At 65.1% G+C, this 21,990-nt stretch carries 20 protein-coding genes; 7 read left to right on the top strand and 13 right to left on the bottom strand.

Annotated elements, in window-relative coordinates; genetic code table 11:
• Positions 1-8: 8 nt before the first annotated feature.
• A complete protein-coding gene (gene waaC, locus ACQS5P_RS11030; RefSeq protein ID WP_428940949.1) occupies positions 9-1,085 on the top strand; it encodes a lipopolysaccharide heptosyltransferase I in 1,077 nt (358 codons plus the stop codon).
• A gap of 24 nt (positions 1,086-1,109) precedes the next feature.
• Here the strand turns inward: waaC and ACQS5P_RS11025 are convergent, their stop codons facing one another.
• Together ACQS5P_RS11025 and ACQS5P_RS11020 are read right to left on the bottom strand one after the other, a co-directional pair.
• A complete protein-coding gene (locus ACQS5P_RS11025) occupies positions 1,110-1,541 on the bottom strand; it encodes a polymer-forming cytoskeletal protein (RefSeq protein WP_428940948.1) in 432 nt (143 codons plus the stop codon).
• Positions 1,542-1,660: 119 nt separating this feature from the next.
• Entirely contained in the window at positions 1,661-2,092 is a 432-nt protein-coding gene (locus ACQS5P_RS11020; protein WP_428940947.1) for a bactofilin family protein, read from the bottom strand.
• 253 nt (positions 2,093-2,345) lie between these two features.
• Between ACQS5P_RS11020 and ACQS5P_RS11015 the strand changes: the two genes are divergently transcribed.
• Positions 2,346-3,098 carry a class I SAM-dependent methyltransferase gene (locus ACQS5P_RS11015; protein WP_428940946.1) on the top strand — a complete coding sequence of 251 codons (753 nt, stop codon included), beginning with the start codon at positions 2,346-2,348 and terminating at the stop codon, positions 3,096-3,098.
• On the opposite strand, the gene ACQS5P_RS11010 is transcribed toward ACQS5P_RS11015, so the two are convergent.
• The 9 genes from ACQS5P_RS11010 to holA form a co-directional block, all read right to left on the bottom strand.
• Positions 3,053-4,075 carry a lysylphosphatidylglycerol synthase domain-containing protein gene (locus ACQS5P_RS11010; RefSeq protein WP_428940945.1) on the bottom strand — a complete coding sequence of 341 codons (1,023 nt, stop codon included), beginning with the start codon at positions 4,073-4,075 and terminating at the stop codon, positions 3,053-3,055. The two genes, ACQS5P_RS11015 and ACQS5P_RS11010, sit on opposite strands and share 46 nt — an antisense overlap.
• A complete protein-coding gene (locus ACQS5P_RS11005; RefSeq protein ID WP_428940944.1) occupies positions 4,072-5,208 on the bottom strand; it encodes a glycosyltransferase family 9 protein in 1,137 nt (378 codons plus the stop codon). Before ACQS5P_RS11005 ends, ACQS5P_RS11010 begins: the two co-directional genes overlap by 4 nt.
• Before the next feature lie 44 nt (positions 5,209-5,252).
• Complete coding sequence (locus tag ACQS5P_RS11000) at positions 5,253-6,935, bottom strand: hypothetical protein (RefSeq protein ID WP_428940943.1); 1,683 nt, start codon at positions 6,933-6,935, stop codon at positions 5,253-5,255.
• A 27-nt stretch (positions 6,936-6,962) separates the two neighbouring features.
• On the bottom strand, positions 6,963-8,726 hold the full coding sequence (locus ACQS5P_RS10995; RefSeq protein WP_428940942.1) for a hypothetical protein: 1,764 nt from the start codon (positions 8,724-8,726) through the stop codon (positions 6,963-6,965).
• A gap of 122 nt (positions 8,727-8,848) precedes the next feature.
• Positions 8,849-9,727 (bottom strand): class I SAM-dependent methyltransferase, encoded by an 879-nt coding sequence (locus ACQS5P_RS10990; protein ID WP_428940941.1) that lies wholly within the window; start codon positions 9,725-9,727, stop codon positions 8,849-8,851.
• A gap of 71 nt (positions 9,728-9,798) precedes the next feature.
• On the bottom strand, positions 9,799-10,935 hold the full coding sequence (locus tag ACQS5P_RS10985; protein WP_428940940.1) for an agmatine deiminase family protein: 1,137 nt from the start codon (positions 10,933-10,935) through the stop codon (positions 9,799-9,801).
• Between the two features lie 48 nt (positions 10,936-10,983).
• Positions 10,984-11,244, bottom strand: coding sequence for a hypothetical protein (locus ACQS5P_RS10980; protein WP_428940939.1), 261 nt, complete (start codon positions 11,242-11,244; stop codon positions 10,984-10,986).
• A gap of 22 nt (positions 11,245-11,266) precedes the next feature.
• Positions 11,267-12,205 carry a carbon-nitrogen hydrolase gene (locus ACQS5P_RS10975; protein ID WP_428940938.1) on the bottom strand — a complete coding sequence of 313 codons (939 nt, stop codon included), beginning with the start codon at positions 12,203-12,205 and terminating at the stop codon, positions 11,267-11,269.
• A gap of 132 nt (positions 12,206-12,337) precedes the next feature.
• Positions 12,338-13,264, bottom strand: coding sequence for a DNA polymerase III subunit delta (holA, locus tag ACQS5P_RS10970; protein WP_428940937.1), 927 nt, complete (start codon positions 13,262-13,264; stop codon positions 12,338-12,340).
• A 136-nt stretch (positions 13,265-13,400) separates the two neighbouring features.
• Between holA and tgt the strand changes: the two genes are divergently transcribed.
• The 4 genes from tgt to ACQS5P_RS10950 all read left to right on the top strand — a co-directional run bounded on the left by tgt (position 13,401) and on the right by ACQS5P_RS10950 (position 19,546).
• Positions 13,401-14,627, top strand: a complete 1,227-nt coding sequence (gene tgt, locus ACQS5P_RS10965; RefSeq protein WP_428940936.1) for a tRNA guanosine(34) transglycosylase Tgt — start codon at positions 13,401-13,403, stop codon at positions 14,625-14,627.
• Positions 14,624-15,004: a preprotein translocase subunit YajC gene (yajC, locus tag ACQS5P_RS10960; RefSeq protein ID WP_428940935.1), complete on the top strand. Its 381-nt coding sequence runs from the start codon at positions 14,624-14,626 to the stop codon at positions 15,002-15,004. The genes tgt and yajC overlap by 4 nt, the downstream gene beginning before the upstream one ends.
• A 104-nt stretch (positions 15,005-15,108) precedes the next feature.
• Entirely contained in the window at positions 15,109-18,417 is a 3,309-nt protein-coding gene (gene secD, locus ACQS5P_RS10955; RefSeq protein ID WP_428940934.1) for a protein translocase subunit SecD, read from the top strand.
• A 97-nt stretch (positions 18,418-18,514) separates the two neighbouring features.
• On the top strand, positions 18,515-19,546 hold the full coding sequence (locus ACQS5P_RS10950; protein WP_428940933.1) for a LysM peptidoglycan-binding domain-containing protein: 1,032 nt from the start codon (positions 18,515-18,517) through the stop codon (positions 19,544-19,546).
• Positions 19,547-19,638: 92 nt separating this feature from the next.
• Here the strand turns inward: ACQS5P_RS10950 and ACQS5P_RS10945 are convergent, their stop codons facing one another.
• Both ACQS5P_RS10945 and ACQS5P_RS10940 read right to left on the bottom strand, forming a co-directional pair.
• On the bottom strand, positions 19,639-19,992 hold the full coding sequence (locus ACQS5P_RS10945) for an STAS domain-containing protein (protein WP_428940932.1): 354 nt from the start codon (positions 19,990-19,992) through the stop codon (positions 19,639-19,641).
• Between the two features lie 84 nt (positions 19,993-20,076).
• On the bottom strand, positions 20,077-21,180 hold the full coding sequence (locus ACQS5P_RS10940) for an AIR synthase-related protein (protein WP_428940931.1): 1,104 nt from the start codon (positions 21,178-21,180) through the stop codon (positions 20,077-20,079).
• A 285-nt stretch (positions 21,181-21,465) separates the two neighbouring features.
• On the opposite strand from ACQS5P_RS10940, the gene ACQS5P_RS10935 reads away from it, so the two are divergent.
• Positions 21,466-21,945, top strand: coding sequence for an ACT domain-containing protein (locus ACQS5P_RS10935; RefSeq protein ID WP_428940930.1), 480 nt, complete (start codon positions 21,466-21,468; stop codon positions 21,943-21,945).
• The last annotated feature ends 45 nt before the right edge of the window (positions 21,946-21,990 follow it).

Here is a 21,990-nt window from a genome sequence, read left to right as displayed (position 1 = left end):
AAACTGCGATGACGCGCATCGATCTGGACAGTTCTCCGCCGCGGCGGATTCTGATCATCAAACCCAGTGCCCTGGGCGATGTGGTGCACACGCTGCCGGTGTTGAGCCTGCTTCGTCGCCGCTGGCCGCAGGCGCACATCGCCTGGCTCGTGGGCAGCGCGTTCGCGGGACTGCTGCGGGGTCATCGCCAGCTCGACGAGATCATCACCTTTGATCGCCAGCGTTTCGGCAGCGGCTGGTGGAACATCTCCACGGCGGCGGAGCTGGGGCGTTTCCTGCGTCAGCTTCGGAATCGGCAATTCGACCTGGTGATCGATCTTCAGGGGCTGCTTCGCAGCGGGGTGCTCTCGGCCCTGAGCGGGGCGGCGATGCGTGTGGGTTTCTCCAACGCGCGCGAGCTGGCGCCGCTGTTTTACACCCATCACGTGCCGATCGACTCGATGGAGCAACATGCCATCGACCGGTATCTGTGCATCACCGAAGCACTGGGTTGTGGACGAGCCCCGATCGAGTTCGATTTTTCAATCGACCCGGCGGAACGGGAGCAGGTTCAGACGCTTGTGGGCGATCGCGGTCCTTACGCCGTCCTGCTGCCGGGGACCAACTGGCCGACCAAGCGCTGGCCGGCGGAGCGTTTTGCCGAACTGGTCGGGCCGCTGCGGCGGGATCTGGGGCTTGTCAGCGTGATCGCCGGCGGAGCCGACGCGGTGCCGATCGCGCAGGAAATCCGCCGGCTTGCGGCCGATGGCGACGCCGGCCCGCTCGATCTGACCGGCAAAACCAGCCTCCGGCAGCTTGTGGCTCTGTTGGAGCGGGCGACACTGGTCATCGCCAACGACAGCGGCCCGATGCACATCGCTGCGGCGCTGGGCCGGCCTCTGGTCACGATCTTCGGCCCGACCAACCCGATCCGCACCGGCCCATACCGGCGACCCGACAGCGTCTTGCGCGTGCAGATCCCATGCAGTCCGTGCTACTCGCGACGATGCAGCCACATCAGTTGCATGCGATTTTTGGAATCACCGAGGGTGCTGGAACAGGCCCACAGCCAGATCCAGAAGCTGAATCACCTGATGCGGCCTTGAGCAAATGGCCTGTTCGCCCGTTGCTCAACGCTTGCGCGCGGAATCGTCCTGCTCGAACTGCCCGATGCGGTATTGGCCTTCGAGGATGGCCCCGGCGCCAACCGCCAGAGTCGGGGCGGTCACATCGCCCTTGATTTCGGCCTCGGGTCCGACCAGGACCGGCCCGCGGCTGGTGATCGCCGCCTTGACCTTGCCGCGGATGATCGCTCCGCCGCACAGGATTCGGTCGGCCACAACGTTGCCTTTTTTCTCCACCGTCACCACGCCGCAGGTGTCGATGTGTCGTCTGGCCTCGTAGACCTTGATCTGCACGTCTTCCAGTCGCAGGGGCTTGTGGCAGAACTTGCAGGTGACGCTCATGGCCTTTCGGCTGATCTCCAGCGGCTTGGCGCAGTAGAGGCAGACGATGATCTGCCGATCATCGGGTGGGGGCACGCTGTAGGTCGCAGAAGCCATGACTCAGCAACAGCCCGGGCGCGGGCGGCGGCCAGGAAAGCGTGATGAGTTGACTCCAGGCCAGCCAGATCAGAACCGGATGGACACAGACCTCGTCAGGCCATCACCGCCGAGGCGAGCTACGCCTTGACCGGCGTGGCGGCGACGGGTGCGGCAGGAGGCTTTGCGCCGCCCAGCCCTGCCGCGGTCGCGGGGGCACGACCCTTGGTCGCGTCCGGGCCGACCGATACGTGCCCGCTGAACACCGCTCCCTCATCCACCACCAGCTTGCTGGCGCGAAGGTCTCCTTCATAGCGCGCGCTGGCTTTGAGCTCGATGCGGTCGTTGGCGGAGAGATTGCCGCGCACTTCGCCCTCGACGACGATGGCGCCGGCCTCCACGTCGGCGTTCATCTTCGCCTCACGCGCCACGTGCAACCGTCCGGCGGTGTTGATCTTGCCGTCGAACTTGCCCTGAAGCCGCAGGCCCTTCTCGAAAGTCATTTCCCCCTTGAACGACGCGTCAGGCCCGATGATCGTCGGGAACTCTGCCTGCCCAGCGATGTCCGCCATGATGTTGCCTCCTGCAACTGCGTGTGTGGATCAAACTGACAACCACCGGAAGCAGCACGGGAACCACCGGCAACCGCCAACCAGCCCCAGTTGAAGGCTCCCGCGTCCGGGCCGCGAAGTATACACAAAAACGCCGCGAAATCATCAAGTCCCCGCCAAGCCCGCGGCCGCCCGATGCCCGACCCGCCCGCCGTGCGGGGCAATGTCCGGGCCGCGCTGGAACATTCCGTCCCGACCGGATATTTTCACGCCAGTGTCCAACGCCAATACCACTGCCGACGGCGATCTTCGCATAAGACCGGCCGATCCCTCGTACACCACCGAGGAGTACAACCAGGCCTACTACCAGTGGATCCTGGAGAACCAGCATTACCGCAGCCACAAGTGGCGGCTGAAGTGGATGCAGGAGTGTCTGGACCCACGCCCGGGCGATCGGATCATCGACCTGGGCTGCGGCGCGGGACTGGCGGCGCATTTTCTTTCCAGCAAGGGAGCGATTGTCCACGGCGTGGACCTCTCGGAAGTGGCGATCCAGACCGCGCGACGGCATTGTGCCCAGTTTCCGCAGGCCAGCTTCGAAGTCGGCGACGCCGGCCACCTGCCCCACATCCCCGACGCCTCATTCGACAAGGCCCTCAGCGCCGACGTGACCGAACATTGCGGCTACGAGACGATGATGGCGATCTTCCGAGAGGCGTATCGGCTGCTCAAACCGGGCGGAACCTACTTCATCTACACGCCCAATCCGCTGCACTGGATCGAACGGCTCAAGCACTACAACATCATCCTCAAGCAGCATCCGGCGCACACCGGGCTTCGCACGGCCCCGGTGATCAAGCAGGCGCTGCAAGAGGCGGGTTTTGAGATCGCGCGGCACATCGAGCCGCCTTCGATGATCCCGATCTTCAACTGGCTGGAGCGGCTGTGGAGCATGCAGCCGATCTTTCGGCAGCTTGCGATCTACCGGGTGGTGTTGCTGGCCAGCAAGCCGTCGCGGCGATCCTGAGCGGCGCGGGCCGTGACGATCCGCAGGATCAGCATCCCGACCAGCGCGATCAGCAGTTCCACCAGGATTTGCACGATGCGCGTGCCGACCACGACGATCGCCGCCGCCGGCGCCGGGACAACCACGTTCTTCAGCGCCCCCAGAAAGATCGCCTCGCGAACGCCAAACCCCCCAGGCGCAAACAGCACCAGGTAGCTGACCGTGTACGCCAGACCTCCGATGCCCACCAGCAGCGGAAGCCGCTGCGCCGAGACCTGCCCCACCGAAAGCCCCAGCAGCCACAGCGTCAGCCCCACCGCGATCCACTGCACGAAGCAGCAGATCACCGGCCAGCCGTAGACCCGCAGCGGCGGCATGTGATCCAGGGGCTGGCGTCTGAGCCTTCGCAGCGCGAAGTTCACGATGCGTCCGTAGATCTGCGGGTGCAGGCACACCAGCCCTGCCATGATGACCAGCATGCACCACAGCCAGCCCAGCGGTAGAATCTGCTGCACCGGCGGCCACAGCAGCAGAGGCGCGCCGACGATCAGCCCCGTGACGATCATCATGCCATCCAGTGCCAGCACAACGCTGAGGGCAATGGCGCCGGGGATCTGAAACTTTCGCAGCAGGTAAACCGCGCCGGCGAAGCTGGCGAGCTTTCCGGGGATGTACTTGCCCAGCATCGGGATCCACGCCGCCGCCGCCAGAGCGCCCCACGGCGGGGCGTGCGCGTAGGCGCCGAGCATCACCCGATACGACACGAGCTGCACCAGCGGGACCACCAGCAGCGCCGCAACCGCGCCCAGCAGCGGCGCGGGCCTGAAACGCAGCGTCGCCAAATCGATCAGCGCAAGCTGCCGGTACAGCGCGCGGCCCACCAGACCCAGCACCAGCAGCAGCAGGATCCACTTGAGGCTGCGGATCAGCAGCCGCCGCGGCGATCGGGCGGGCGCCGGTGCATCCTGCGGCGAGGTGTCGGCCGGCAGCAGGCTCATACGTGCACCGCCTTGTTTGTTGCGGCCACGGGCGCAGTCTCCCGCAGCGCACGATGCACCGCATCCATCACCATCGAGACCGTGATCGCGCTGATGCAGTACGGCTCGCGGCAGCGAACCACGGGCCGCGTCGCCTGCCACGGGTACAAAAAGCACGGTCCGCAGTTGCGTGGCGACTGCACCACCAGATGCCGATATCCGAACGGGCAGACGCGATCCGGGTCGGCCGGGGCGAACAGCGTGACCGGGGGCGTTCCCACCGCCGCGGCCAGATGCGCCAGCCCCGAATCCGATCCGACGTACAATCGCGCCCGCTCCAGCACCGCCGCGGCGTCGCCCAGCGGCCCGCTCAGACGCATCACGTGCACGCCGTGATCGCCTCGTTGCGCATTGCTGCCCAGGGCATTGAGGATCTCATCGCCAACGCCTGTCTCATCCGGTCCCTCCAAAAGCACGATGTCGTCGCACACCTGCTGCTGAAGCATGCGAATGAGCTGCGCGTAGTTGTCGGCCGGCCAGCGCTTCGCCCGCGCCAGCACGGTTTTGGCGCTTCCGGCGTGGATGGCGATGAAGGTGGCGTCATCGCCGACGCCCGCGGCGCCCAGAAGCTGGCGTGCGCGGTTGCGGTCGTGTTCACCCAGGGCGAATCGCGGCGGCTCGGTCGGGTCTGGCTCGACGTCCAGCAGTTGCAGCAGGCGCAGGTTCTGCACGACGTCGTGAATACCCCGCTGCGCCTCCAGTCGATCGCCCACCACAAACGCCAGCGTCCGCACGTGGCCCACCGGATAGCGATGCGCGATCACGCGCCGCGCGCCGCTGGCCAGCGCCAGCGCGTTGTACTGCCAGCGGTTGGACGGAAAGGGAATGAGCAACACGTCCGGCACGTGTTGCCGCATCCATCGCACGGCCCGAAGCTGACCGCGCAGGCCATTGCCGGTGACGAACACCTCGTCCACCCCGGGCAGTCGCCGGAACGGTTCGGCCATCGCGTTGATTCGCGCCAGAACGCAGACGCGGGCGTGTGGTCGGGCGCGCTTGAGCTGCCGCACCATCGGCACGGCCATCAAAGCGTTGCCCACGCCCGCGACGATCGGGACGACGATGCTGAGGTTGTCAGGCTCGCGTGAGTGCAAGACATTAAGGCGGGCATCGCCCGCCGTTGTGCGTCAACAGGGCCCTACAGGCCCGGGACATTGCGTACGCCCGATTCGATCGGCTCGACGCTGATCTGCCGGATCTGCTCGCCCACTCGCTCGTACAGCCGCCAGTCCGTGTCCTGCGGATACAGCGGAACTCCGTTCCACGACAGCCGCCGGAAATGACCGAAGACGTACACTCGAGGCAGGTACAGGTAATATCGGGCGTTGTTCTGCTGCATCCACTGGATCACGGCGCTGTCCGGGTCTCGCGAAAGCGAATCGGGCATGGTCATGACGGCGCGATCGGTCAGCACGTGCGCGGCGCGCATCCACCCGTTGGTGTAACGGTCCGAATTGACCGTCGAGTAGCGCCGCGTCACGACCAGCTCGCCGTCCTTCAGATCATGGTCGCGCAACCACCGGGCGGCGGCGACCAGGCTCCTGTCCGTGCCGCCCTGCCAGCGCGCGTAAAAATCCGTCGCTCGCATCGCCCAGACGTCCATCGCATACGAGGCGACATTGGGCAGCAGGACCAGCCCGGCGAAACCGGCGCGCAGTCCCAGACCGACGTTCTGGCGCCACTCGGGCTTTGGCAGCCAGTCCGCCGCCCGGGTGAATCCCTGCAACGTCGCCGCCAGCAGCAGCGGCGCCACCGGCACAAAATACCGCGCCACGGCGCTGGGCCAGTTCAGGATCAGCGCCCCGCAATACGCCGCCATCGCCAGCCAGATCCACTGCCGCCGGCGGATCGCGTCGATGACCGTCAGCAGGCACAATCCGATCACCAGCCATCCTGCGGCGCTGGTATACGGACGCACCTGGGCGTAGGGCATCAGCGGCGACCAGAGCAGGGCAGCGACCCACAGGTCGGCGTCGAGCAGACGATCGAGGTAGCTCTTGCGGTCGCTGGCCTCGTTGACGATGTCGTAAGGCACCGACAGCGACGCGTCAAAACGCGGATCGATCTGATGCTGCTCGACGCGCAGCGCCCGCCGCAGGCCAAAAAACGTCGCCAGCGTGAGCAGCAGCGTCAGCCCCACGGCGATCCACGCGCGATCGAGCCTGGGCCAGAGCGTCCGCCCGCGAAGCAGCGCCGCGGCGATCAGCGGCCAGAAGAGGATGCCCGTCCAGCGGGCGGTGAGGCTGGCGGCGCACAGTGCCACGCACAGCGCGATCCGCCACCACGCGGCCTTGCCTTCGTTGATCTGGCAGGCCAGCAGCAGCGCCGCCGCCGACAGCAGCAGGAAAAACCCCTCACCATGAAACCAGTAGGTCAGCGGCGCCACCGACCCGAGCAGGGCGGTGCTGAGGATGACGATCCCCGCCCGCTGCCCCGGAACCACCCGCAGCAGCGCGAAATAGAACATCGTCAACCCGCCCACCATCGACAGCATGGGGATCAGCTTCAGCAGGGCGAAGGAGGTGGAGATCTTCATCGCCGCCGCCAGCAGCAGCGGCCAGCCCGGTGGCACCATCGCCACCGGTTGTCCGTTGAAACGCATGCCCTGTCCGCCCGCCAGGCGACGCGCGATGCCGATATAGACCTCGCTGTCTCCGCCGCGAACCCAGTAAGGGTTGTGCAGCAGGGCGTAGATTCCGAGCAGCGCCATCGCCACGACGATGCCGCCCCAGGTCGCGCCGCGAAGCCAGCCGCGACGACGCGCCACCGTCGCGACGCTGCTCGCCGGCTGTTCAACGACCATGTGCACCGTGCTGGACATGCCTTTGGCTGATGCTTGTGTGTGAATCTACATCCCGGGCACGCGTGTGGGCCAGTCGTCGGGGTATTGGATGCTGACGCGGATCGCCTCCTGGCCCTGGGGCGGGATCTCATACAGCCGCCAGCCAGCGCCGGTGTCGTAGGCCGGTTCTCCGGTCATCGCTTCCTGAAGCCAGGGCATGCGGAAATGGAACACCCGCCACGGCGAGACCGGCGGCTGATACAGGACATACTTGATCCCCGTGCTTCTGGCCCACTTGAGAAACTCGCTGTTGCGGCGCGGATCTGCTCCCTGCCGCGTGTAGCGGATCGGCACGGATACGATCGCCTTGCCGGTCAGCATGGTGGTGGCCCGCAGTCCCAGTCGGCTGATCCGCCCGCGGCCAAGATTCACGTAGTACTCCGAGACGGCGATTTCCCCGTCCTGTACCGCGCGGTCATTCAGCCAGCGCGCCGCCTGGATCAGGTCGCGGTTCAGTCCCGCCTCGTAGCGGGCGTAAAAGTTGTCCGACCGCGCCACGGACAGATCCACCGCCCATAAAGCGCCGTTGCACAGCAGCAGCGACGCCACGAAGTAGCCCAGCGCCACTTTGCATCCGGCCACGACCGGATCTGCGGGAAACCGCTGGCGGATGATCTGCATTCCCTTGAACACGCCCAGCACGATCAGAAAGGCCAGCGGGACATAGTACCGCGCGTTAGGTCTTGGCCAGTTCAGCGCCAGCGCCAGGGCATACAGCAGCATGGCCGGCCAGAGCCACTGGGCGCGCGTCGCGGCCCAGCAGGCGTGCACCAGCAGGGGCAGCAGCACGATCCAGCCGATCAGCAGTGCCACGGCGCCGACGAACTTGTTGCTCCAGCCCAGTCGCAGCGGCTGCCACAGCAGGTAGCTGAACCACTGTCCCCAGTTTCCCGCCCGGCCGAACAATGCCCCGACTCCCTCGCCGCCGGGGTCGAAGAACCGGTACGCCTGCGCCACCGTGGCGTCGGCCCTGGCGATGATCGGCGTGGGCGGCTCGTCCGAAGCCCAGCTTTTGATGAGCCTGGCCTTGTCCTGGGGAATCGCCGAGGCCAGGCTGTATCGCAACCCGAAGAACGTGGCGGCGGTGACGGCGCCGCTGAGCAGCAGCGTGAACATCAGCCGATCCCATCGGGGGACAAGTCGCCCGTTGTACAGGGCGGCGGCGACGAGCAGCCAGGTGAAGATCCCGGCCCAGCGGACCCAGACGCTGGCGGCGCACAGCAGCACCAGAAGCGGAAAACGCCACCACCAACTGCGATGTTGCCCCGCCTCGTTGATCCGCATCGCCAGCAGCAGCGCCGCCGACGAGATCAGGCAGAACAGCGCGTCGCTGTGCAGCCAGAACGTCAGCGAGTAGATGTGGGAGAGGATACCGCTGGTGACGATGACCAGCGCCGACAGCGCCGGCCCGGCGAAGCGCCGGCAGATCCAGTACCCTATCGCCAGCGCCCCGAACATGCAGCTCATGTTCACCAGCTTCAGCAGCAGAAAGCTGGGCGAGAGCTTCATCAGCCAGGCCATGACCTGCGACCAGCCCGGCGGGACCATGCTGACCGGCTGGCCGTTGAACAGATACCCGTTGCCCAGCGCCAGGTTTCGGGCGATGGCGATGTAGACTTCGCTGTCGCCGCCGGGAACCCACCAGCGGTTCTGAAGCGGCAGGTACATCGCCAGCAGCAGAACACAGGTGATCGCGAAGGCGATCGCATCGCGCGATGTCGCGATTGTCGCGCTGGCTCGCGCCGGCACCTGATGCGAAGTCTCTGCCACAACAGCGGAACTCGGATCACCCGGACCCGAAGACACAAAGCCACCGCCGAGGTTCCAGCGACCGCTTCGTGGCTTGGTGGCTTCGTGGCTCATCGGTTGCGTCTGTTGACGAAAAGTCCCGCTCAGGCGCCTTTGTTCAGCACATCGATGCAGAAGATCGTCCGCGAGCGGAAGCCGCCGGTCCAGCCCCGGCCCTGAAACAGGTCCTGCACGGCCTTGTACACCCGCACCGGCGTCGTCCAGGGCAGAAGTTGCGGCTCGGTTTTGCGCACGTGATCGGTGCTGAGGATGCCGCTTTCGTGCATGCGATCCAGCTCGCGACCGGCGTCGAAGCCGGCGGGCATCACGAACTTCTCCGCCAGCACCTTCAGCAGCTCTTGGGCCGCCGCTCTGGGCAGCGTGAACTTCCCATCCAGCGACAAGTCGAAGGTAAGCACAAACAACCCGCCCGCTCGCAACACGCGCGAGAACTCCCGGATGATCTGGCCGTAGCTGTCGGTGTGCTCGAGCACGGAGATGCAGCAGACAGCATCGAGGCTGGCGCTTTCGATCGGCAGCTTTCGCAGATCGGCCTGGAGAAACTCCACCCGTGGCTGTCCGCGGTCACGGTTGATGTCGGCGAATTGCCGGGCGTAGCTGGGGTCGTAATCGCAGCAGAGGAACTCGGCGGCGGGAAGCTGCTCGATGATGAAATAGGGGAAGTAGGTCACGCCCGAACCGGCATCCAGCACCCGCAGCGGCTGGTTGGGGCGGGCGGAGGCATAGTTGATAAGTCGTTGCGCCGCAAAAGGATACTCCCACCGCCGGCTCCACAGCGAAAAAGGATTCAGCCCCCAATGCCTGCCATACCTGGCCATCGCGGCGGCGTGCTTGTCGAGGAAATCGCGGTTGAACTGCACGTGCTGGCGATACAGCTCGGTCTGTTTCAGCGCTTCCAGATCCTTCAGCGTGGGGATACCGCTTGGCAGGTGCATCGAGTACGTCTCCACGGTCGCCGTCATTCGCAAAGCGCGGCATCGTAATGAACCCCCCGCCCCCACGCAACGCCGCCCGGGGCCAGGCACAGGACACGCTACGGCCTGGGCTGCTGCTGCGTCAGGCAGTGGATCGCCCCCAGACCCCAGATCAGCTCGACGCAGTCGATGCCGATCACCCGGTGCCCGGGCAGGTGCTGCTGAAGGATTTGCAGGGCGCGGCGATCGTTGCGACGGTGCCGGTATGTCGGAACCAGCAACGCTCCATTGACAAAGTAGAAGTTCATGTACGTGGCCGGCAAACGCTGCCCGGCGTGCTCGACCACGCCAGGCATCGGCAACTCGATGATCTGGAACGGCCGGCCGTCCTGATCCCTTGCCTTGCGCAGCCGCTGGAGATTGTCCTGGAGGACCTGGTAATTCTCGTCTCTGGGGTCCTGTTCGATCCCGATGACGACTTTGGTCGGACTGATGAACCGGGCCAGGTCGTCGATGTGTCCGTCGGTATCGTCGCCGGCGATGCCTTCGCCCAGCCACACGACGTGTCGCTGTCCGTAGTAGTCCTTGAGGTACTGCTCGATCTGCTGCTTGGACAGTCCGGGATTGCGATTCTTGTTCAGCAGGCAGGAGGTCGTGGTCATGACGGTGCCGGCGCCGTTGAAGTCCACGGCCCCGCCTTCCATCACGATGCCCGGGTAAAACACCGGCAGGTTCAGCTCCTCGGCGATCCGCGTGGGCACCGCATCGTCATCCTCGTATGGCGGATACTTCCCGCCCCACGCATTGAAGCCCCAGTCCACGATCGCGACTTCCGCCCTGCGTCCCTTGCGCCTGGACCTTCGGAGCACGAAGGCCGGCCCGTGGTCGCGGCACCAGCACTCGTTGGTCCTGATGAAGTGAAAGAACACGTTGTGCGTGGGGCAGCCGTGCTCTTTGAGCTGCTGGCGGACGATGTACCGCCAGTTCTCGTTGGGAACGTTGATATGCACCTGCTCGCGCGACTGAATCTCGCGCACGATCCGCGCCAGATTCTGCGGTACCCTGTGATAGCGCCCGGGGAACGAAATCCCCTCCGGCCGCGGCCAGCTCAACCACGTCGCCACATGCCGGTGCCACTCCGCGGGGAAGCTGTAGCCCAGCTCCGCGGGAGTCTTGTCCAAAACCTTCAGCTTTTTCCTGACCATCCGTGTCGTACGTCGGCTGCTGTAGTCCTGTGCCCCCGAAATCGGCAGCACCTTTGATCGAGGTCGCGGGTGTTCTGCTGTTGCCTAACCGCAGGCGTGTTATGACCTGCTGAGCAGCTTGATGCCCGACTCGACGCACGACGCGCACATGTGAATGCCGTTGGGCCCTTCGACCACCGAGCTGCCCGCCACGCTTTCCAGGCAGAAGCTGCACGTGAACGTCTTTTGCAGATTGGCCAGCACGTCCCTGGCCCGCAACAGGCAGTCCCAGCAGGCGTAGGCGCCGCTGGGGCCTTCCACCACACGGTCGGACATTTTGCCGCAAAACCCGCACGTTCCGGTCGCAGTCGATTCGCTCATGTTCCAGCCCTTGTGCTTGCGCTCATGCTTTGAACGGCACGGCGTCGTCGATGAATCGTTTGGTCAGGTCCGCATAGGCGTCGATCCGCCGATCACGCAGGAATGGCCAGTGCGTTCGGCTGAACTCCACGCGCTCCAGATCGCACGGCACCACCAGCACCTGTTCGCGGTCCACCGACGCCCTGGCCAGGACCTGCCCGTTGGGCCCGGCCACGAAACTCTGGCCCCAGAACTCGATGCCGTCTTCATTGACATATCTGCCATCCGGACCCTGGATCTTCTCCAGTCCGACGCGGTTGGGCACGACCACGAAGCAGCCGTTGGCTACCGCGTGCGATCGCTGGATCAGCTCCCAGCTTTCGTGCTGCGCCTGTCCGTACTGCTGCTTCTCGGCAGGATGCCAACCGATCGCCGTGGGATAAAACAGGATCTGCGCGCCCTGGATGGCCGTCAGCCGCGCGGCCTCGGGAAACCACTGATCCCAGCAGATCAGCACGCCGATGTTGGCCTGTTCGGTCCGCCAGCAGCGGAATCCCGTGTCCCCGGGCGTGAAGTAGAACTTCTCGTAGTACAGCGGATCATCCGGGATGTGCATCTTGCGATACAGCCCCAGGATCGAACCGTCCGGGCCGATCACCGCCGCCGTGTTGTGATAAAGCCCGTCGGCACGCTTCTCGAACAGCGAGGCGATCACCGTCACCTTGTGCTTGCTGGCCAGCTTTGCGATGGCGTCGGTGCTGGGGCCGGGGATCGTCTCGGCCAGCTTGAAGAAGCGATGGTCCTCGACCTGGCAGAAGTACTGCGTGGCGAACAGCTCCTGGGTGCAGATGATCTGCGCGCCCTGCCTGGCCGCCTGCTCCAGCAGCCGAAGCTGTTTGGCTCGGTTTTCCTTCACGTCGGGCGAGCAGCTCATCTGCGTCAGCCCGACATTCACGATGCGAGTCGCTTTCTTCCTGAGCATGCCTCAGCATTGTTCGGTATTCGTCGCCGCTTGTCTATCCAGCAGCGGCAAATCGAAACCCCGGGCCGCCAAGTCACGAAGCTGCAAATGAAGTTCAGTAACTGGCAGGGGTCATCATCGTTCGGTTCATGTTCAACTCCCCGCCAGCGACAGGATGAACTGCTCGACGTTGGTGGCGGCGTCTCCCAGGCCACTTTTGGTGCGGAAATCCATTTCCGCCAGCAGATCGACGGCGCGGCGGAGCCGCTGATGGTCGAAGCTGCGGGCGACTTTCACAAACTGCGGCAGGCGATCTCTGTATTTCCAGGACATCTTGCCCAGATCTCCGCCACGGAGGATTGTGTCCACGTCCTCCAGCCACATCGTCAGCCAGGCGACGGCGCGGAACTCCGCCGACGAATCGAGCTGCACCAGGTGTCGCCAGCGTTTGAGCGCCTCGACGGGCCGGCCCATCGCCAGCTCGTTGGTCAGGTCCCACATCTCCTGCTCGCGCTGGAATGAGACGCCGGCCAGAACGGCTTCGCTGGTGAGCCGGCCGCCGCTCACCTGAAGCGCCAGCTTGGCCAGCTCGTTGTCGATGCGCCCCAGGTCCGCGCCGATGAGGTCGGCCAGCAGCGCCGCCGCCTGCAGGTCCACCGCCAGTTTGTGCACTGTTTTGGCGCGATTCACGATCCACGCCGGAAGCTGATGCTGTTTCAGCGGCGCGCATTCGTATACCTGCCCGACCTTGCTGATCAGCTTGAAAATCCGCTGCGTTTTTGGCAGCGAGCGCAGCCGCAGCACCAGCACGCCGCTGTCAGATGGGCTGGCAAGGTAATCCTCCAGCTTGTCGCGGAAACGCGAGACGAAATCGTCGGCATCGCGCACCACCACCAGCTTGCCCCCGCCAAACATCGCGAAACTGCGCAGCTCGTCCAGCACGTCGGCCAGTTCCGACTGCTCCCCGTCCACATCAACCACCTGCGTGTCTTTGGGCAACAGCGCGCGGATCTCGGCCAGCTTCTGAAGCTGAAGGAACGAGTCCTCCCCGACCAGGGCATAGACGGGCTTTGCGGGCATGACGATATTGATACCCGGGGACTGAGCAGGGTCAAACGCACACACGGCACGATGCGAAAGCCCGATGCCGCCATGCCCCGGACCGCCGGTGAAGAAGTGGTCTGGCCGGGCATATCGATGTACGATCCGCCGACCGATGGGCAAGGCAAGTGAATCGCCGCCGTTGAGCTATGAGCTGATTCGCCGCGATCCCGCGACGCGCGCCCGGCTGGGGCGCGTGACCACCCGGCACGGGGTGTTCGACACGCCCGCGTTCATGCCCGTCGGCACGCAGGGCACCATCAAGGGCGTGTTGCCCGACCACGTCGCGGCGACCGGCACGCAGATCATCCTGGCCAACACGTATCACCTGATGCTCCGCCCGGGAGAAAAGGTCGTCGCGGAGCTGGGCGGGCTGCACCGGTTCATGGCCTGGCCGGGGCCCATCCTCACCGACAGCGGCGGATACCAGGTCTTCTCGCTGGCGGACATCAATCGCATCGACGACCACGGGGTCACCTTCAAGAGCCACATCGACGGGGCGCTGGTCCACCTTACCCCCAGTCGATCGATCCAGGTGCAGAACGATCTGGGGGCCGACATCATCATGGCCTTCGATGAGTGCCCGGACCCCAACAAGCCGCTGGAATACCACCGTCTGGCGGTCGAGCGGACGCTGCGTTGGGCGGCGGAATGTCAACAGGCCCACGCGCGGCCGAACGATCAATCGCTGTTCGGAATCGTACAAGGAGGGACCGACCCCTCGCTGCGGACGCTGTGCGCCGAAAAGCTCATCGCCATGGATTTCCCCGGCTACGCGATCGGCGGGCTTGCGGTGGGCGAGGGGTTCGAAGCAACGGTTGCGGTTCTGCGGCTGGTGACCCCGATGCTGCCGGAGGACAAACCCCGATATCTGATGGGCGTGGGGTATCCGCGGGATATCGTCGAAGCGGTGGGCAATGGTGTGGACATGTTCGACTGCGTGCTGCCGACGCGTAATGGGCGAAATGCCTCGGCGTTCACGGCATCGGGTTCGATCCGGCTGCGAAACAGCCGCTTTACGCGGGATCCGGCCCCCATCGAGCCGGGATGCGATTGTTACGCCTGCCGACATTTCAGCCGCGGCGCGATCCGGCACTTTTTTTTGGCCGACGAGATGCTTGGACCGGTTCTGGTTTCCGTGCATAATATGCGGTTCTATCAGCGGTTGATGCAGGACATCCGCCGGGCGATCGGCCGCGGGGAATTTGAGGCCTTTTGCCGCAGCGACCCGCGCTGCCGGATCGGTCCGGGCAGCGGTTCAGTCGCAGTCGACGCTGAAATGAGCGGCGACGTTGAGCGTACGGATTGCGGGACAGACAACGCAGAAAGGGACCTGGCTTGATTGGCTTGAGAAGCAACTGGATCGACGGATTTGGACAACTGATCGCGCAGGCCGCCCCGCCGAGCACAGCGCCCAGGCCGCCGGAGTGGTTCGATTTCCTCCGCAGCCCGATGTTCATGATCCTGCTGCTGTTCGCGGTGCTGTGGTTTTTCATGATCGGCGGCAAGCGCAAGGAAGAGCGAAAACGTCAGGACATGCTGGCGAGGCTGAAAAAGGGGGATGAAGTGGTCACGATCGGCGGGGAGATCGGGCGCGTGTTGGAGACTCGCAACGACCGGGTGCAACTCAAGCTCGACGAGAACACGAATACCAAAGTCTGGTACCTCCGCAGCGCGATCCATCGCGTGATCGAGGAAGCGGAAAGCAAGCAGTCGTAGAAGGAAGGTTGAAGGCAGAAGGATAAAGGACGAAGGCGGAGGCAGCGGGGTACGTGCCTCTTGGCTTCATTCTTCATCCCCCATCCTTCATCCTTAGATTTGATATGCCAACGAATATTTCCGGCCGCGTTACCGTCAGCCTCGCGGTTCTTCTGCTGGCGCTGTGGGCGATTTTTCCATCGGGAAACCCGAAGCGTCCGGATCTCAAGCCCGGCATCGACATGGTCGGGGGAACCAGCCTGCTGTACGAGATCAAGGCCCCGGAAGGCGAATACGCGCCGGACCTGGCTGAACGGGTGATGGAAGCGCTGAAGAAGCGCGTGGACCCGGATGGAGTGCGGAACCTGATCTGGCGGCCTCAGGGCAGCACGCGGCTGGAAATCCAGATGCCGTTGACGAACAAGAGCGAGCAGGCCAAGGCTCGCCGCGCCGCTTTCGCCGCGGCCCAGAAGGCCCTGGAGGACACCAACGTCCGCCCCGGGGAAGTGCTGTATGCGGTGCAGGAGCTGAAGGGCAGCGAGCGGGCCGCGAAGCTCAAGAGCCTGGAGATGGGCTCGGAAGCGCGCTCGAAAATCTATGGTCTGCTGAGCAGCACGTGGGACCAGATCCAGCAGGCCAAGGCCAACCGCAACGCCGCCGAGCAGGCGCGGCTCGAAGAACAGTACGAGAAGCTGATCCAGCAGCTCTCGGACACCAACCTGAGCGTCAACCAGCTACAGTCGATTCTGGATCTGAAAAACAAGGAGACGCGCGAAAAGCGCCTGGCGGAGCTGAAGCAGAAGTTCGCTGATTTTCCGGCTCGTCTGGCGGCGATCGACGCGTTCGCCCGCGAGTACGCCGAATACAGCAAGGTGCGCGGCTCGCTGGACGACGCCGAAGACCTCAAGCGGCTGCTGCGCGGCTCGGGCGTGCTGGAATTCCACATCCTGGTCCTGCCGCAGGAGAACCCGCGGCTGTTCCAGGATATGGCCGAGCGGCTGAAGGCGCGCGGCCCGGCGGTGCAGGCGGCGGACGAGGCGCGCTGGTACGTCGTGGAACGCCCCGATGAATTCCGTTTCCCAACCGTCGAGTGGAACGAGAAGCACTACGCGCTGGCCTACACCACACCCGACAAGAGCATGGCCCAGCGCGAGGGGCAGCCCAAGTGGTCGCTGGAGCGGGCGTATCCGATCTTCACCGCCGGCGAGCGAAAGGTCGGCTTCACCTTCGATCCCCAGGGCGCCAAACTCTTCGGCGAACTGACCGGCAACAACATCGGCAAGCCGCTGGCGATCGTGCTGGACGAGAAGATCATCAGCGCACCCAACATCCACAGCCAGATCTTCAGCTCGGGCGAAATCTCCGGCGGGCGCGGGGGATTCAGCCAGGCGGAGATGAACTACCTGATCAACACGCTCAACGCCGGCGCCCTGCCGGCGCAGCTCACCGACGAGCCGATCTCCGAGCGCACCGTGGGGCCGCAACTGGGGCAGGACAATCTCCGCCGCGGGCTTTACGCCTGCTACTTCGGGCTGGCCGTGGTGGCGATCTTCCTGATCGGCTACTACTACCTGTCGGGCATCGTGGCGATGATCGCGGTGCTGATGAACATGGTGCTGATCCTGGGGGCGATGGCGGCGCTGAACGCGACCTTCACGCTGCCAGGCATCGCGGGCATCGTGCTGACGATCGGCATGGCGGTCGACGCCAACGTGCTGATCTTCGAGCGCCTGCGAGAGGAGCAGTTGCGCGGGCTGTCGCTCCGCATGGCCCTGCGAAACGCCTATGACCGGGCCTGGTACGCCATCTTCGACGCCAACGTCACCACCGCCATCACCGCTGCCTTCCTTTACGTGTTCGGCTCCGAAGAGGTGCGGGGCTTTGGGCTGACTCTGCTGCTGGGCATCCTCAGCTCGATGTTCACCGCCCTGTATGTCACCAAGACCATCTTCGCGATCCTGATCGACAAGTTCAGAATCCAGAGCCTGACCAGCCTGCCGCTGACGTTCCCCAAATGGGACCAGATGCTCAAGCCCAACATCGACTGGATGGGCAAGGCCTGGATGTTCTGCGGGTTCAGCGCGATCTTCATCGTCGCCGGGCTGACGCTGTTCGGCATCCGCTGGGCGCAGGGGCGGATGCTGGACATCGAGTTCTCCTCAGGCACCAGCGTGCAGTTCGAGATGAAACAGAAGACCGACATCGAGGAGCTGCGCGCCCTGGTGTCGGAGATCTCCCGCAGGCTGCCGCAGGTGCTGCCGGCGCCCAGCGTGGTTTCGGTCGGTGATGACGGGCGAACCTACGAGGTCATCACGCCCAACCCCAACGCCGTGGAGGTGCGCCGCGCCATCGTGGAGAACCTTCAGGACCGGCTCAACATCCGCGTCGGAGCCAGATTCGATCTGGTGGGCGCGCCGTTTTCCGAAGCCAGCGGCACGGTCGTCGTGCCGATCGAAGCCCGGACCACGACGATCGCCGGCATGGCGCCGGAGGCGCTGCGCACGCATCTGGGCGGCGTGGCGATCGTGCTCAAGAACCTGGATCCCCCCCTGGATGCCCAGGAAATCCGCCAGCGCATCGAACAGCAGCGACTTCAGCCGCAGGTCGGCTCCGGATCGGCCAAACGCTACTCGCAGTTCGACGTGGCCAGCAGCCCCGACGGCAGGACCGCGATCGTGATGACCTCCGATCCGGACCTGCCCTACGACCACAACGACCCGATCAAGCTTCAGCAGTGGACCGATGAGCTGGCGGTGCCGGCGTGGAATCTGGTCAACGACGCCATCGCCAAGCCCCCGACCCTCCAGAAGGTGACCAACTTTGACGCCCAGGTCGCCGGCGAAACCCAGCAACAGGCCCTGATCGCCCTGAGCATGTCGCTGCTGGCGATCATGGCATACATCTGGATCCGCTTCGGGAACCTCACGTACGGCACGGCCACGGTGATCGCGCTGTTGCACGACACGCTGTTCACGCTGGCGGCGGTGGGCTTCGCCCACTACATCGCCAACACGCCCGTGGGCGACGCCCTGCTGATCGAGCCGTTCCGCATCAATCTCAACCTCGTGGCGGCGGTGTTGACGGTGATGGGGTATTCGATGAACGACACGGTGGTGGTGTTCGACCGCATCCGCGAGAACCGCGGCAAGCTCGGACACGTCGATCGCGCCGTCATCAATGATTCGATCAACCAGACCCTCAGCCGCACGCTGCTGACCGGCGGCACGACGATCGTCACGATCCTGATGATGTACATTTACGGCGGGGCGGGTATCCACGGCTTTACTTTTGCCCTGCTGGTTGGCATATTGGTTGGCACGTATTCGTCAATCGCCATCGCGTCGCCGCTGCTGCTGTTCGGCAGGGCGGCACGGCAGTCGGCCGGGGCACCGCGCCCCGCCGTCGCCGCTCAGCGGCAATTGCAGGGGGCGTGAAGGGCAGGTTTCGGATTGCGGACCGGCGATCGCGGATTGTGGGCCTGCGACTAATCACAATCCACATTCGCCTGCTCGCAATCGGGAAAGGATTCCCATGATGCGCACGGACGTGAAACTCGGCTTCGCAATCGGCGGCGTGCTTCTGGCAGTCCTGATCGTCTATGTGCTGGTCATCTCCGGCCCGGACGATCAACCCCAACAGGTCAGCCTCGATACGGCTACTTCCACCTCGGCCACCCAGGCTTCGCCCGGCAACAGCGGGGCGGCGTCGGCTGATCCGGCCCGCGCCGCTAATACCGTCGATCCGTTCACTCCGACAACGGGGGTGGCTTCCGTCAACAGCGACGCCGAAGGCGCCAGCGGCGAGTCGATGGGCGCCTTGCCCGGGTCGGCAGCGGACCAATGGTCGGCGGCGCTGAATGACGGCCGGATTCCGGTGATGATGACCAGCACGCCCCAGCCTGCGGCGCCGGACACGCCCCAGCCCGCCGTCGCCACCCCGCCGCTGCGGGCCGAGGCCAATCAATCGACTCCCGCGGAGCTGAACGGCTCGTCGCCCGGCGGCGCTGCGCAGTCCGCAGGCGCGCTGCCACCCGTCGCCGCCTCCAATTCGGCTGCTGCGCTGGCCCCTGGTGCAGTTTCGCCGTCGCTCGAATCCTCCGCCGCCAGCGAGTCACGGCCCGACGCCTCCGCCAGCGCCGCTCCCGGTGCCCGAACGCACGTGGTACAGCCGGGCGAGAGCTTTGCGACCATCGCCCAGGCCGCCTACGGCAGCGCCGCGTATTACCCGCACCTGATCCGCGCCAACCCGACGCTGGATCCGCGAAAGCTGCGTCCGGGCATGGTGATCAACCTTCCGCCGATCAGCCAGGTGCGGGCCGATTCAACCACCGCCGCCGCTTCCGATTCGCCGCGCGCCACCGCCGCCGCGCCCGCGACCGATCCCAGGACCGAATACCGCGTGCAGCCCAACGACAGCCTCTACAAGATTTCCCTGAAGCTTTATGGCAAGGCCGACCGCGTGGACAAGCTCTACGAGCTGAACAAGTCCACAATCGGTCCCAATCCGGCCAGGCTGAAGGAAGGAATGGTCCTCAAGCTCCCCGAGCCGCCGACCACGCGGTGAGGCCTGGTTCGCCGCCGGCCGCACCGCGACGGTCGCAGCTTCCTCGTCTTGTGTCGAGTTGGGGGTGAGCGGGTCGAGTCGAAGCGATGCAACTATCGCTCGACGATCCGAATCGCATCAGCCCGGTTGCGCGCGATCGTGAACAGCCGTTCCATGCTGCACGCGCGGAAGATCTCCAGCAGTCGAGGCGACATTCCGCACAGAACGAGTTGTCCGTCGGCCATCTTCACACGCTGGCGGACGTTGACGATCAAGCCGAGCATGGCACTGCCCAGGTAGGTAACGTGCGACAGGTCCAGCACCCACGGCTTGGCGCGGTGCGCATCCAGCAGCCCCAGGATCGCCGCATTGAGCCGGTCGAACTCGACGGCATCGAGTGATTCGGGCAAGCAAAGCTCGACCACGTTCACTGATCCCAGCAGCTCGACTCGGAACAGGTCCGCCACGATGAATAGTGTACCGAATCAAAGGAGAAGGCAGAAGCATGGACGACATGTCTCACTTCTGCGGCTTGATCCCGGGTCCGTCATTTACCGGACTTTGAGCGTGTCGGCTTCGAAGGTGATGTTCAGCGGCGCGATCTCCACGGCCTTTCGCGAACCCTGCTTGAGCACCTGCCCGGCGTGCCAGGCGTCGTAGCCGGCCTGTCGAGCCAGCTCGATCACCCGCTGAGTGTCGGCAGGATCAACATAAACGGCAAACCCGGCGCCCATGTTGAACGTGGCGTACATCTCATCAAGCCCGACCGGGCCGGATTTCATGATGAAATCGAACACCGCAGGGGGGGGATGAAGCTGCGTGATGCGGTAGACGAATGGTTCTTCCAGCCGCATCAGCTTCCGCCAGCCATGGCCGGTGATGTGGGCGGCGTAGTGCGGTCGGATGCCGGCGCGCTGGCAGTGGGCAATGAAGCGAACATAGATGACCGATGGCTCGAGCAGCGCCTGGCCATAAGTTCGCCCGTCGGGCAGTTTCGTCAGATACCCCTGCGGCAGATGATCGGCGATGGCGCGGCAGAGGGTCAGGCCGTTGGTGTGCACGCCGCTGCTGGCCAGCAGCACGATCGCGTCGCCCTGGCGCACATCGCCGACGATGCGATGGGACTTGGGCATGATGCGCCCGATCGCCGACCCGGCCAGCACGATCGACTTGGGCTCGACGATGCCCCGCAGTGCTGGCGTCTCCCCGCCGCCCCAGACGGCGCCGGCAAGGTTGCAGCCGTGGGCGAATCCCCTGGCCAGGTCCTCGGCGCGACGCGCCTGGTCAAACCAGCGGCTGTCGCCCACCGCCGCGTGCATCGCCACCGAGATCGGCATCGCACCGCAGCTCACCAAATCGTTGACGATCGTGGCCACCGTGTCGATTCCGATGTTGGCGTAGTAGCTGGTCTGCGTCAGCTCGAGCATGGCATCGGCCACCAGGTTCTTGGTCCCCAGCCCTTCCTCGACGTGGGCCAGGAAGTGATCCGCCGCCTCGATCAGGTACGCGCTTTCGCCGCGGATTCCCGGTGGCTGACTGAGGCCATGCAACCCGAGATTGGCGGTCGTTTGCTCGGCGGCACGCTGGCAGGCGCGCTTGAAGGCGTCAAGCGAGTCGTAGTGCACCCCCGCGTCCTGGTAGCTCATCAGGCTCATGGCTGGGGGGCTGTTGTAGGCCAACGTCGCGCGCCGGTCAAACCACCCTGGTGGGCAGGGCAACCGGCGGGGCGAAGGCCCGGCCGCGGCGGATCGCCGCTGGGGGCAGCCTGCATTTGTATTTGTAATTGTGTTTTCGTGCCCGCGCCGGGTAGAACATGTACAGCAGTAGAATCTGGACAACATCTGCACCCGCCGCACGCGGGACGGACTTTCAGCAGGTCTTCCGTTCTTCGCGGCGGTCGGCGCAATCGCACATGTCGGCTGAATCGAAGGAGGTGTCGCATGGCGTTGAAGGTTACGCAGGTGGAGGTGTGGGCGGGTTCGATCGAGGATCGCCCGGGGGAATTGGCACGCGTGCTGGAGGCGCTGGCACAGGCGGGGGCCAACCTGGAGTGCGTCATCGCCCGCCGGGAGCCGGCTCAACCGGGCAAGGGGCAGGTCTTCGTCTGTCCGATCCGCGGCAAGCGGGCACAGGAAGCGGCCAAATCGGTGGGCATGGCCCCGGCCACCGATATGGGCACGCTTCGCGTGGAAGGCCCGGACAAGCCCGGGCTGGGCGGCCGGCTGGCACGCGCCATCGCTGATGCGGGGATCAATCTGCGAGGCGTATCGGCGGCGGTGATCGGAGGCAAGTTCGTGGCGTACTTCGGCTTTGACAGCGGCGACGATGCCAAGCGTGCCGCCTCGGCGTTGAAGGCTGTGGACGCCGCCCGCCGCGGCACTGCCGCCAGGAGCAAGGCCAAACGTCCTGCGCGGGCGTAGAAGGCGTAGAAGTCCGTCGTGATGGCCGCGGCCGATGATCGCCGG

Source organism: Fontivita pretiosa (genome assembly GCF_050410795.1).
In the GTDB taxonomy this organism is placed as follows: domain Bacteria; phylum Planctomycetota; class Phycisphaerae; order Tepidisphaerales; family Tepidisphaeraceae; genus Fontivita; species Fontivita pretiosa.
The sequence above is the reverse complement of the archived record's forward strand: the minus strand, read 5'-3'. Positions and strand labels throughout refer to the sequence as shown.